The 12,173-nt window shown below is 38.8% G+C and carries 9 protein-coding genes; 4 read left to right on the plus strand and 5 right to left on the minus strand.

Features of this window, described 5'->3' with window-relative positions; translation table 11 throughout:
• Window positions 1-5: 5 nt before the first annotated feature.
• A complete protein-coding gene (locus tag ACFSKV_RS00290; RefSeq protein ID WP_380799506.1) occupies window positions 6-3,512 on the minus strand; it encodes a PVC-type heme-binding CxxCH protein in 3,507 nt (1,168 codons plus the stop codon).
• Window positions 3,513-3,652: 140 nt separating this feature from the next.
• On the opposite strand from ACFSKV_RS00290, the gene ACFSKV_RS00295 reads away from it, so the two are divergent.
• Entirely contained in the window at window positions 3,653-4,528 is an 876-nt protein-coding gene (locus ACFSKV_RS00295) for an AraC family transcriptional regulator (protein WP_380799507.1), read from the plus strand.
• Window positions 4,529-4,596: 68 nt separating this feature from the next.
• Here ACFSKV_RS00295 and ACFSKV_RS00300 read toward each other — a convergent pair whose 3' ends face one another.
• The 3 genes from ACFSKV_RS00300 to ACFSKV_RS00310 form a co-directional block, all read right to left on the minus strand.
• On the minus strand, window positions 4,597-4,929 hold the full coding sequence (locus ACFSKV_RS00300) for a DUF5615 family PIN-like protein (protein WP_380799508.1): 333 nt from the start codon (window positions 4,927-4,929) through the stop codon (window positions 4,597-4,599).
• A gap of 6 nt (window positions 4,930-4,935) precedes the next feature.
• On the minus strand, window positions 4,936-5,160 hold the full coding sequence (locus tag ACFSKV_RS00305; protein WP_465270304.1) for a DUF433 domain-containing protein: 225 nt from the start codon (window positions 5,158-5,160) through the stop codon (window positions 4,936-4,938).
• Window positions 5,161-5,243: 83 nt separating this feature from the next.
• Window positions 5,244-7,823: a M14 family metallopeptidase gene (locus ACFSKV_RS00310; protein WP_380799509.1), complete on the minus strand. Its 2,580-nt coding sequence runs from the start codon at window positions 7,821-7,823 to the stop codon at window positions 5,244-5,246.
• A gap of 168 nt (window positions 7,824-7,991) precedes the next feature.
• Here ACFSKV_RS00310 and ACFSKV_RS00315 point away from each other — a divergent pair, with 168 nt between their 5' ends.
• Window positions 7,992-8,417 carry a hypothetical protein gene (locus ACFSKV_RS00315; RefSeq protein ID WP_380799510.1) on the plus strand — a complete coding sequence of 142 codons (426 nt, stop codon included), beginning with the start codon at window positions 7,992-7,994 and terminating at the stop codon, window positions 8,415-8,417.
• A gap of 239 nt (window positions 8,418-8,656) precedes the next feature.
• On the opposite strand, the gene ACFSKV_RS00320 is transcribed toward ACFSKV_RS00315, so the two are convergent.
• Window positions 8,657-9,964, minus strand: coding sequence for a Kelch repeat-containing protein (locus ACFSKV_RS00320; protein ID WP_380799511.1), 1,308 nt, complete (start codon window positions 9,962-9,964; stop codon window positions 8,657-8,659).
• A gap of 187 nt (window positions 9,965-10,151) precedes the next feature.
• On the opposite strand from ACFSKV_RS00320, the gene ACFSKV_RS00325 reads away from it, so the two are divergent.
• Entirely contained in the window at window positions 10,152-10,466 is a 315-nt protein-coding gene (locus ACFSKV_RS00325) for a toxin-antitoxin system YwqK family antitoxin (RefSeq protein WP_380799512.1), read from the plus strand.
• 510 nt (window positions 10,467-10,976) lie between these two features.
• On the plus strand, window positions 10,977-12,143 hold the full coding sequence (locus tag ACFSKV_RS00330) for an Lcl C-terminal domain-containing protein (RefSeq protein WP_380799514.1): 1,167 nt from the start codon (window positions 10,977-10,979) through the stop codon (window positions 12,141-12,143).
• The last annotated feature ends 30 nt before the right edge of the window (window positions 12,144-12,173 follow it).

Raw genomic sequence — 12,173 nt, forward strand, 5'->3', positions numbered from 1 at the left:
TTTACTTATTCCACAATCATTTTACCATTCATTATCCTCCAATGTCCTGGGACAGTACATACAAATGGGTATTCACCAGGCTGGCTTGGGGCCATGAACATCAAGGTTTCCACATTATCAGGGTCAACCAGTTTTGAAGCGATGATGATTTCAGGAATTTCAGGGATATAATTTTTCTCAATTCCTTTAGGATCTCTTGCCATTTCGTCAGCTGCTTTTCCAACTTTTTCCAAAGAACCCGCCTGAGCGATCAAAATATTGTGCTGCATGAAGTCCTTGTTTTCAAAATCAATGATGACAGGTTGTCCCGCTTTTACTTTAAAGCTGACAATATCATATTTCATTTCATGAGGGATCACTCCGATTTTTACCACTACAGCATTCTCCCTTGAAATAGATGAAGTTCCGGATTCAGTAGCTTTGGCCATGAGAGAACCTAGGTCAAAATCAGGATTCTTAAAACTTATATAGCTTGCCCTGCCCATTCTTCCTCTCAACCAGGAGAAACCTTCGTAATCACCCACCTGATTTTCTCCGCCCATGTCATTACCTACCCGAACATTGGCAGGGGTAACATTTCCCTGGAACAAACCCGGCGTTTTTGCTTTTCCGATTTGTTTATTGTCAATAAAGAGTTGCATTTCCCCATCCTTCAACAAACTGGCATTTACTGTAAAGAGGTTATTGGGGAGGCTTCCTTTAGGAGTAGTAATTTTGTAAGTTTTTCCTTCTTGCTTGACCACCCAGTTCAACATGTCTTCTTTAATGAACATGACATAACCATTCTGTTTGTTGCCCTGAGCCACAATTACACCTTCAATTCCATCATTGCCTTTTGCCAATTCAGCGCGAATATGAATTTCCTTTCCTTTTACATCAGGCGGAAATGCAATGGGCGCTCTTCTATCCAAATTGTATTCCTCTTCTACTATACTTTTGGCAATTCGGTCTGTTAAAGTGTATAAGGAATCCGCTTTTTCACCGGGTAATAAAGAGGCGAGATTAGAATCAAAATAATTTGGATGATTCAAGACACCCGCGAAAATGACCTGGGCTAAATAGGGATCTTTTCCATTAGCCTCATCCAGACTTGCCTGATATAGGAAGTTGCCTACATCATTGGATTTTGGCATTTGTGCAATTGCCTGGAAGGCGGATTTCCTCACATTCAAATCCGGATCCTGGTGAAGTTTGGCGGCTATAATAGCATGATATGTATCGACTGTTTTTGGCAATACTTCAATTGCATTTCTTCTGACCCCGGCAGATGGGTGGGTCAATGCCCTTTGCACAATTTGTAAAGTGTTTTTATCCGATCCATCCAATGTTCCCAATCCATGTAAAGCCCACATGGCATGTATAGATGCTGTATTTAAGCCTAGTTCATCCGTTTTCCTGTTGTCAATCAGCTTGTAAAGGTCTTTGACAATACTTGTATTCTGATTTTCTACAATCAATCTTTGCGCAGTCAATCTCCAAAACATATTGTCTGAGTTCAGCCCTGCGATTAGATCCTTGTTTTTGCCAGGATCAATTGACATTGTTTTATAATCGTTGTTTCCTTTGTAAACCAACCTGTAAATCCTACCATGTTTCGCGTCCCGCATGGGGTTAATGTAAGCATTGCCTGCTCCGTTTTCAAAGCCTCTGGGGGTGGGGTTATGCTGGATGATAAAATTATACCAATCTGCAATCCATAATGCTCCATCAGGCCCCACTTCAGCATGAACAGGTGAGAACCATTCGTCTGAACTGGCCAGTATATTGAATCCGTTTTTCTCCTTAAAACCAGAACCTTCTTTTTCAATGATTGCATTGTGCAGTACCCGGCCTGTTGGCTCTGCAACAAATGCAATTCTGTTCCAGTACTTTTTAGGGAAGTTTCGAGCGGTATAGAAGTTATGCCCCGCGGCTGCAGTATAACCACCGTGGTAATCTACTTGTCTCAAAGCAGGAGTTAAATGGGGCATGTCATAATGGCTATCAATACCAAATACTGTATTGTTCATCCCGCCACTGATTGGTCTTCTGACAAATTCATTACTCATGGCCAAATAGGCACTGTGCTGGCCGTTTGCCGTGGAGATGAATACATTAAAATCTTCAGAAAAACCTAAGCCCCAGGTATTGTTGCTGGTTGAACCCAAATATTCAAATTCAGAAGCATCAGGCGCAAAGCGGTATACTCCTTGTGAAAAGGTGAATTGTTTTCCACCAACTTCGCCGTTGAATCCTGAATAACCCAAAACCCCCCAAATTTTATTATCGAAGCCGTATTTAAGATTAGAAGGTCCTGCATGGGTATCACTTTTTCCCCATCCTGTAATAACTACTTCCCTTACATCTGCTTTACCGTCTCCATTCGTATCTTTTAGGAAGACAAAATCAGGGGCCATGGAAATCAGTATACCGCCATTGACTGCTACCATACTTGTCGGTATGTTTAATCCTTCTGCAAAAACCGTTACTTTATCCGCCTTTCCATCTCCATCGGTGTCCTCAAGTATTTTTATACGATCATTTCCCCCCTTTTGCCTCACTTCATTGGGATAATCCTCTGTTTCTATTACATAAAGTCTTCCTTTTTCATCCCAGCACATGGCCATGGGGTTCACGATATCCGGTTCTGAAGCGAATAACTGTAGTTCGAAACCTACGGGAATCTGAACCAATTTCATGGATTCTTCCGGACTCAAAGGGAATTGGTATTTTGGAGGAGGAACTCTGTTTTCATAATTAGGAATAACAGCCTCTTCAAATTTTGGCTGGGGGATTTCGAATGAGGCAACCTGATTCGCCACTTTTTCCCCAATGGCCCATAATACTCCATTTGCCACCAAGGTATGGAATTCCGGCTTGGACCAGGTTCTTTCATCATGACCATAAGCAGTATAAAAGACACGACCATTGCCTTGGTTTCTAACCCAGGTCCAAGGCTCCCTGTGCCCGTTTTCTTCTCTTTCCATCAAAACGGTCATATCAGGATTGATCATATGGTGCAGATAGGTTTCATCCCATGTTTCAAAAACATTCACTCCTTTCATGACAGGATGGTCAGGAGCGATGATGTCCACCGTAAATTCCCCTGTGCCATGAGATTTGAACTGGCCACCTACAGCTGAAACATACCAATCTGAATTTCTGAAACAATAGGAAGCAGAATGCAATGGAATAAAGCCTTTTCCGCTTTCCACATATTTTTTCAGAGCGGCTTCTTGGGCAGGAGTGATTTCATCATGATTGGCATATATCATGATACCATCATACATGTTCAGATTTTCCTCATTTAGGTCATTGGGGTCTGAGGTGTAAGTCAGGTTGATCCCTTTTGGGAATAAGGCTCTCGCCAGGATTGGCATAAGTTTCTCCGAGTCATGATGCTTGCTGTCATGCCCCAGGAAAAGTATTTCTGCCCTTCTGGGTCCGTCATGTAATGGATTGAAGCTGCTTTTGGATTGGCAGGCTATCAGAAAGATAAGGCCAAACAGGGTGAGTAAACTGTAAATTCTCATGTAGAATAATTTATTGGTTATTTGGGAATCTAATATGATCAAATTCCAATTGTTATTCTCACTGTATTTTAACCAATTCTGACTGTTTTTTGATATATAAATTGAATTTCTTCATTTTTTTTAACATTATTAAGGTAATTATGAAACAGGCGCTTGAAAAATCAAGGATCCCAACCAATAAGGCATTTGTTGTTAAGGAACTGATTGAACCCTATTTTGATAATCACTGGCACTTTCACCAGGAGTATCAATTGTTTTTGGTATTGGAAGGGAGAGGAACCCGGTTTATTGGGGATCAAATGAAACCGTTTAGGGAATTTGATATGGTTTTCACAGGACCAAACCTCCCCCATTTATGGAGGAATGATCCTGTGTATTTTGAAAAAGACAGTACTTTGACTACACATGGAATTGTTATTTATTTCGGAGAAGACTTTTTGGGAAATGCCCTTCAGGAAAAAGAGGAGTTTGAAACCATCCGCCTTTTACTACAGAAGTCTTTGAGAGGTTTGGAGATAGTTGGGAGTACCAATCTTAGACTTCGGTCAATGATGAGGGAATTGGTTCATTCCCAAGGATTGGAAAGTGTGCTGCTGCTTTTACAGATTTTGAAAATAATGGCAGAATCTGAAGAATGCGAAGCCATTACAAAAGTGGGATATACCAACAACAATAAGGAATCAGAAAAAGACCGGATGCGGAAAGTATATGAATTCGTTACAGAAAATTTCCAAAAAAAAATCCAGTTGAGTGAAATAGCGACTTTGGCTAATATGACAGAAAGTGCTTTCAGCCGCTATTTTAAATCCCGGATGAACAAACCTTTTTCAGAATTCCTTGCAGATGTCCGTATCAGTCATGCCTGCAAATTACTTCATGAAAGGGACATTAACATTAGTGAAATCGGGTATGAAAGCGGATTCAATACGCTTTCCAATTTCAATAAGCAATTTAAGGACAGGATGGGGGTTAGTCCATTGGTATATAGAAGTGATTACCAGAAGACTTTGGAGTAAATATGGGAAGTGTGAATTGGAAAAGCGGATTTCGGAATTGGTAAACCAAGCTATACTCACAATCTAATTTATTGAATCGTGAGTATAGCTTGGTCAGATATTAAAAAAGTGTTTATTTCAGAGATGTGTTTTCTTAATAAGTTTAATAATTGATTGTTCGAACAATTACCTTTTGTTATCCATATCAATTTTGGAGGAGGACCGTACAAAATAGTTTTATAGTAAAAATCCTTGTCTTTACTTAATATTGCATCAAAATTGTTTTTAGCAAATTCCCAAATTTCATCGTCTGAAGAAGTTTCTAATCCCAATTCAAAGACATGTCTGCTCATTGGGAAATCTTTTTCGAGTACCAGTTTTGCCAAAACCGAAATATTGTTGTCTATCAGGATTTTTGGCATAATTGATTATGGTGTCAGTTGTATCTTCCTTTCAACATCGGCAGCATAAGCTAAGCATGCCAAAATATCCTCCTTTGTCAGCATGGGGAAATTTTCAATAATTTCTTCCATGGTATCACCGGCTGCCATATAACTAAGCACATCGTATACTGAGATTCTCATTCCTCTGATGCAAGGTTTTCCGGAACGTTGTTCTGGGTTAATGGTGATATATTTTGTGTAGTCTATCATTTAAGTATCAAATTACCCTTCTAATTTACGATAAATGAGAATAGGAAGGCAAAATTTATGGATTAACTAAGGATGAACATTCCTTAATCAGCCGTTCCGGGTTTGATGATCTGCCCAAAGAAAACAGCATTGAGGAAGAGTTTATTGGTCCCATACCAAATGGCCCGGAAATTCGGGTTGTCCACCATTCCGATGACCCGGCCAGTTCCCAGCTTTTTTACTTGAATGATGGCGGTATTAGGGATTTTTGCAAGGTTTTCTGGATGGACATATCCGCTAGCCAAAGGCGCATCTGTATATACCATTGGATTGGCGTATTGGTTTTTTGCTGTTTCCAGGAAAAGATTACTGTTCCGGAATGTAAATAAAGACGCTTTTTCATATCCATAGCCAATGGGATGGGTGATGTCAAGTTTGGCATTGAAAATAGTCCCACTTGTCATCCTCGCTCCTGTATTTTTGGTGAAATCTGCATATAGTTCAGCAGGCTTTTTGGCCTCATTGTCATCTTCTTTAAATTCAAACTTCACCAATTCCTGACTGTTCAACCAACTCATGGCATTACCCCTTGCTATTAAGGTTCCACCTGCTGAAGTCCAGGATTTTATTTTCTCTGCATCCTCTTTTCCCAGTGAATTATAAGGCCCATTAGGCATCACGATAACATTGTATCTACTCAGGTCGGCTGACCCAATTCTTTCTACCGGAAGTAAGGTAATGGGCATTCCCATTCTTTGATCCAATAAATGCCATATTTCTCCTGCTTCCAAACTGACTACTCCCTGTCCCACCAAGAGGGCAACTTCAGGTTTCTTTAACACATCAATTTGAGGAGAACCCAAATTTATTCCTTCAGTATAACCGGTTTTGATGGCATGAATTTCCAACCCGGTTTCTGTTGCGATTTTTTGAAGATCCTCAAAGAGATTTAAATCCGGTTTTTCTTCCTTGGGAAGATTTACCAAAATGCTGCCTCTTTTCAATTCCTTTTTGCCTTCTATTTTGATGGCCTCATTCGTCACCCTTACCAAATACCCTTTTTTCATCAACTGATAGGCAGCTTTTGGGGCATAATAACCTTCCCATCCAAAACCGTAGGCGAAGGCATCTTTTTCACCTTGAATTTTGCCAGGAGTCATTTTGAAGTTTTCATCAAGGGGGCTGACATTTGCAAGATTCAGGATACGGCTACTCAAAGCCATATAGTCCAGATTGAAGGCCATTGGCATGGTCCAGGCCGAAACATCATAGAAAAGACTGTCCTGAAATTGATTTCTGGTTTCAAAAAGTGCCTTAATTAATCGGTATTGAGGCTGATTGAGAGGAACGATAAAGGCTTTGCCTGTCTCAAAAGGCACTCCATTGACCGTAATGTCTTCATTCAATGAAAAAACGTCTACCTCATGCTGGCGGATCATTTCTGCCAAATGGTAACTTCTGGCCCCATCATGCAAATCTCCGAATATGAAGGCTTTGTCTGTGTCTGCCTCTGCCTGTTGTAGACCCTCTTTGTAAAAATCCTGCATGAATTTGTTGAACTCATTTCTCATGGCCTTCCCTGCTTCAAAAGAGCTCAGGCTGGTACGGAACTGGTTGCGGATAGTGAAAGCAAAAGTCAAGGGTCCGTAATTGCTCTCCTGAAGATGACCTCTAGAGGATGCCTGCTCAAATAAAATCCCAATGGAACCCTGTATATCAGGATAAGTGGAACCATAACCGAAATAATATTCATCGAAACTTTCTTTTGCATAGTAGAGGGAGCCTATTTCTTCCATGGCTTTGGCATGGTAGGCTGCCATTTTTTCTGTGAGCTCTACTGTTTTCTTTGGGATCAAGGGGTGGTCACGGCTAGGAATACCCGGTTGGAAAAAGAAAGTGGAATTAGATCCCATCTCATGATAATCCAGGTAAATATTGGGAAGCCATTCCTGAAATTTTTTCACCCTGTTTTTAGATTCCGGATGCTGGGCCAATAACCAGTCTCTGTTCAGGTCAAACCAATAATGATTTCCTCTTCCCCCAGGCCAAGCCTCACTTAGTTCCCGTGTATTTGGATCCCCATTTAGATTGTAAGATCGGTGTGAATTTACCCATGAGGAATACCGGTTGTATCCATCCGGATTAAGGGAAGGATCAATTAATACAACAATATGCTTCAGATCTTCTTCTATTTCTTTGGCCGCAGCAAAATGATATGCTGCTAAAAGTGATGAATTGATACCACTGGCTTCATTGCCATGGACAGAGTAGCCAGCAGCCAAAACCAATGGCATTTCATCCAAGTTTACATTGGCCTTTGGATCCCTGAGCTTTTGTCTATCCTCTTTGATCTTTTCAATTTTTCCCAAATTGTCGGCAGAGCTGATGGTCAGCATTACCTGAGGCCGTTTTTCATAGGAATGTCCAAACACTTCAAATTTCACTCTTGGTGAAGATTCTGCCAGTTTTTCAAAATATCGGATGAGCTGGTCATAGTCTACGGTCCATTCGCCTACTTCAAAACCAAGTACTTGTTTTGGTGTTGGGACTTTTTCATCATAAGTATAATTGGAAGGGAGGTAATAATCCAGTGAAATATCCGCTGTACCTTTGGGGCTTTGCTGGGCAAAACCTATAGATGTTATAAAGGCAAATAGGAGAAAGAATAGATGTGTTTTTTTCATGATTCCTTGGGTATTTCCAATCTAAAATAGGCTAAAGATCAAATTTAATACAAAATGCAAATTTGTTGGTTTTGCTCAATACCAACCATGTAAAATCAACGAATAAGTTTTGTAATGAATCATGCTATCTTATTAAATTTAAGTTCACTGAATTAATTTATTCAATTTATGAAAAACTATATTCTTTTCTTGACCATAGGACTTCTTCTTTCTTGTGCTGGACGAAACCAATCAGGAGATACTTCTGAGAAAGCTGACCAATCGGTAGAAGTTGAATCCATTACGAAAAACACTCCAACTGAAGTAGAAGAATCAAATGCAGAATCTTTTGGTTTGATAGGTAAATGGACCATTCCTTCCTCTTTTGGTGGTGGGGAACTTAAAATTGAACACCATTTGGGTAAATATTATAAAAATGAGGAGTTGAATGATGGTACTGTCAATATTTCTGAGATGGTGATGAAGGAGGAGGGAGGAATGAAAATATTCAGTCTCAAAGACCAATCCTCCCAAGATACTTGGGTAATCACAGAAAGCGGGCGTTTGGAAGTTAGAGGGAAAGATGGTGTGATTTATTCCAGTGAGGCGATTTAAGTTAAAAATCCCGCAAAAAATTGTCGCGGGCATCAAGGAAAATTTCCGTGAGAATAAGATATTCCTTTTAAGAGCAGAAATTTAAAAACTCAAGCGTCGGTATAGAACATCACCCAGATCCTATAACCTGATTTGAGCTTAATTTAGGATACTAGGGAAGATTGGACAATAAAAATCATGTAGCATTGTGTAACATTTCTTTGTTACCTATTGATACATATTCCATAGGTTAGACAAATTCAGGGTTCTATAGAATAATAGGTGTATCTTTTGTCATCGGACTTTTTTACCCTTTTGATCAGATCTTTACCATTTGAGAACCTGTAATTGGTGTTAATGTCCATGATCATTCTTGACCTCCTGACCCTACGGTTGTCAAGATTAGGAATATTATTTATTCCCAAAATGTTGTCAAGGGCGTCAATGTCCAAGGTCTGACCGGAAACAGGCCCCAATTTTTTGATGATGCTGGTGACAACATCAATTTCAGTTTCGTCTCTGCTTGTTTCTTTTATAGGTTCTTTCTTCTTAAATTTTACATAAAAGAATGTGGATAAAAGAATCACTGAAAATCCCAAGAAGATGAGTAAAGGATATCTATACTGTTCAAAAATGTTCCCTGAATTATCCAGGATCTCAATATATCCTACTTTGGTCGAATTGTTGAACATAGACTCAATATCCATTGAATGATGAGCACCCAGAGTATTTTGATAAAAGAGAGTATTATCTATAATTTGTAAGTAGGGTGAACCATAGAGACTTTCGAAGGATACCCTTTTAAAAAAAATTTCAAGAGAATTTTTATCAACCAAGAATAAGCCCTCTTTACTTACGTCAGGGTCGATATTTTTAAATATGAAAAAATCTTTTAGCTCGATATGCCCATCATAATACATGGAGTTTCTAAATTCTAATCTGCTTTTCCTTTCAATATGAACTTTTATTTTATGCCATTCTTTGTTATTCCAATTTAAAAAAAAGCCATGATCTTCCATTTCATTTAACGGTATCCTGGGATTAACATGGTTGCCGAAAAGCACAAAAATGCCAGTATCGGAATTGAATGATTGACCCGTGTAATGCAAAGGTTGATTCAAGGTTGCAACAAATTCCCATGAACCTGTTGATTCATCAAAAACCAACAAATCTGAATTATGATTCCACATTCCATATCCTCCAAGATTATATATTTTTCCATCTCTTTCAAACATTTTTGGCCTACAGAGGTATCCACTGTTATCAAATTTATATAGATTCTCTATTCCATCTTCGGACAGTTGGAATAGGTCAAAAGTACAGCGTACATGGAGCTTATATCCCTTTTGGGAATTGAATATCAAATAAGTTCTTCCTATGTTATTGTAAACCTTATTTAAGCTATCCAAAAATTCCAGATTCAAACCTTCAGGTAAAAAAGAAAAACCATTGATTCTGTAATAATTGAATGGATCAGTTCTGAAAAAATAGTATTCACCGGCTTTGGTGACACCTGTAATAAAGAAAAGAATCAATATCAAAAATCTGGTTCTTCGAGTAAGGGTCATAAGTTCAATAATGGATTTCTACCAGTCTTGAATCCTAAAGTACAAAACAATTCCTTTTTATTGCATCATAGAAACATGATTTTTTAATGGGGAGTTTTCTAAAAATTAATGTGTTAAAAATTTACTCATTTATTGATTTAATGCTTATTTTCAGTTCATTATTTAAACTTATAAAATATCAGTTAGTATGGAAGAAAGAGACCAATACACCGAATATTTCAGTACAGGTGAAATCAAAGAGACCGGTGAAACTATCGAAGGCCAATCCCATGGATTTTTCAAATCTTTTTATAAAAATGGGAATGTTGAAACACAAGGCCATTATAAGGAAGGAATGAAAGATGGTTTATGGGAATGCTTTTTCCCGGATGGAAAGCTTGAAATCAGAGGGCATTATAAAGATGATCAATTCGATGGGGTTTGGGAAATCTTCAATGAGGAGGGGGAATGTATCTCCAAAACAGTGTATGATATGGGGAAGAGGATACAATCCAAAGAATAATATTTAGTAGATTGAAGTATAAAAAAGGGCTGCATAAGGTTGATGGGAGCAGTCTTTTTTATAAATTATTAACTACTATTTTCGTACTTAATTCTATTTTTTAAGTAAATAAAGAGAATGTTAATTTTTTCAAATTGAATTATGGTTTTTATGACCATAAAGAATTTTTCCACTCTCCATTAAATCCCTTTATTTAGATAAGTATCTATACATTAGTAACTTGTATAAAACATCTTTTCTTTGGTGGATAGATTAAGAATAATATTTTATGCCTTCCTCTAAAAAACGGTCTAGCCAAATTTTCATAATAGAAAGATTAAAAATGTGTAACAATATGTAACAGTACTTGTGTTCACAATGCTACACGATTTTTCCTTTTTTTTAACTATTGAAGTGTATTTTAGAATATGTGAACGGCATATTAAGCTGTTTTATGTTTAATTAAATTTTTAGGTCATGAAATCAATAAATTTATCAGGAAAGGCATTGTTGATTGCGGTGTTATTAGCAATGTCTGCATGTTTCGAGATCGAGACATTCACTTCAGAGAATGGCGTTGTGTCATTCAATGGTTTCGGCATAGAATTATTCCAGACCGGAGGAACTAATGACAGGGTTCTTGCAGAATCTACATGGAAGCATGTGTATAAGAATTCGGCCAAGATAGAGATTGAGAACAAGGTCAACGGACAGAAATATACCTTGGATTGCGACCCCAACAATTTTACCCAGGCCTACAGGATCACACTTCCCTATGGAAACTATGCTTTCAGCTCGGTAGTTGAGGGGGGAGAATTCGAGCCTTTTCTTCCTTTTGAGGTGTCGGGAGAATTCACTTTAAGTTCAGAAAGTATGGATATTATCCTGCAGGCCACTACGGATTATGGTTTGATAACGGTAAAGAATCAGTTTGTTACTAGTGCTGTTGTGTCTACGGGAGAAATTAGCCCTGTAAATCTGGCATTGCTTGGAGATGAATCTTTCCGGTTTATCTATGCCAGGGGAGGTACGCCTACCAAGCTGGAGATTATTGAATCCTATTCGGGCACTGCAATTGAAAGAAACCTTGAGATAGTGAAATATAGGCACTATAATTTCATACTCGAACTCAGTGAAGGCAATGTAAATTTTATAGATCTGGTGATGGGAGCATTTGATTATGAGGAGGAGGTAATCTCCATTGGATCAAATCTTCAAGTCGGGGATTCCTTTCAAGGCGGTATTATTGCCTATATCTTACAGCCGGGCGATCCGGGATATGTGGCAAATGAAACCCACGGCATAATAGCTGCTCCAAATGATCAAAGTACAGGTGCAGCATGGGGTTGTTTTGGAACTTTTTTTGATGGTACAAGTACAGCAATAGGAACAGGTGCAGCTAATACCAACGCTATAGTGAGCGGTTGTGCAGAAGCAGGAATAGCAGCTAAGTTATGTAACGAGTTAGTTTTAGGTGGTTATAGTGATTGGTATTTACCCAGCAGAGACGAGTTGAACAAACTTTATCTGAATAGAGTGGCAATTGGCGGTTTTGTTTCTGCCTCCTATTGGAGTTCCAGCGAGAACGATTGGGAAAATGCTAACGTCTACGCTTGGATACAGGGATTCGATAGAGGCGGCCAGGGCGGGCTCACTAAGAACTCCACGGCTAGAGTTCGTGCGGTTCGGGCTTTTTAACCATTTATCCGCTTCGCAGGCGAATTTTTG

The organism is Shivajiella indica (genome assembly GCF_042683085.1).
Lineage (GTDB): Bacteria > Bacteroidota > Bacteroidia > Cytophagales > Cyclobacteriaceae > Shivajiella > Shivajiella indica.

Coding starts and splice junctions, on each gene's coding strand:
- ACFSKV_RS00315 (WP_380799510.1), top strand. CDS start 7,992: ATGAAAAACTATATTCTTTTCTTGACCATAGGACTTCTTCTTTCTTGT.
- ACFSKV_RS00310 (WP_380799509.1), bottom strand. CDS start 7,823: ATGAAAAAAACACATCTATTCTTTCTCCTATTTGCCTTTATAACATCT.
- ACFSKV_RS00325 (WP_380799512.1), top strand. CDS start 10,152: ATGGAAGAAAGAGACCAATACACCGAATATTTCAGTACAGGTGAAATC.
- ACFSKV_RS00300 (WP_380799508.1), bottom strand. CDS start 4,929: ATGCCAAAAATCCTGATAGACAACAATATTTCGGTTTTGGCAAAACTG.
- ACFSKV_RS00330 (WP_380799514.1), top strand. CDS start 10,977: ATGTCTGCATGTTTCGAGATCGAGACATTCACTTCAGAGAATGGCGTT.
- ACFSKV_RS00320 (WP_380799511.1), bottom strand. CDS start 9,964: ATGACCCTTACTCGAAGAACCAGATTTTTGATATTGATTCTTTTCTTT.
- ACFSKV_RS00290 (WP_380799506.1), bottom strand. CDS start 3,512: ATGAGAATTTACAGTTTACTCACCCTGTTTGGCCTTATCTTTCTGATA.
- ACFSKV_RS00305 (WP_465270304.1), bottom strand. CDS start 5,160: ATGATAGACTACACAAAATATATCACCATTAACCCAGAACAACGTTCC.
- ACFSKV_RS00295 (WP_380799507.1), top strand. CDS start 3,653: ATGAAACAGGCGCTTGAAAAATCAAGGATCCCAACCAATAAGGCATTT.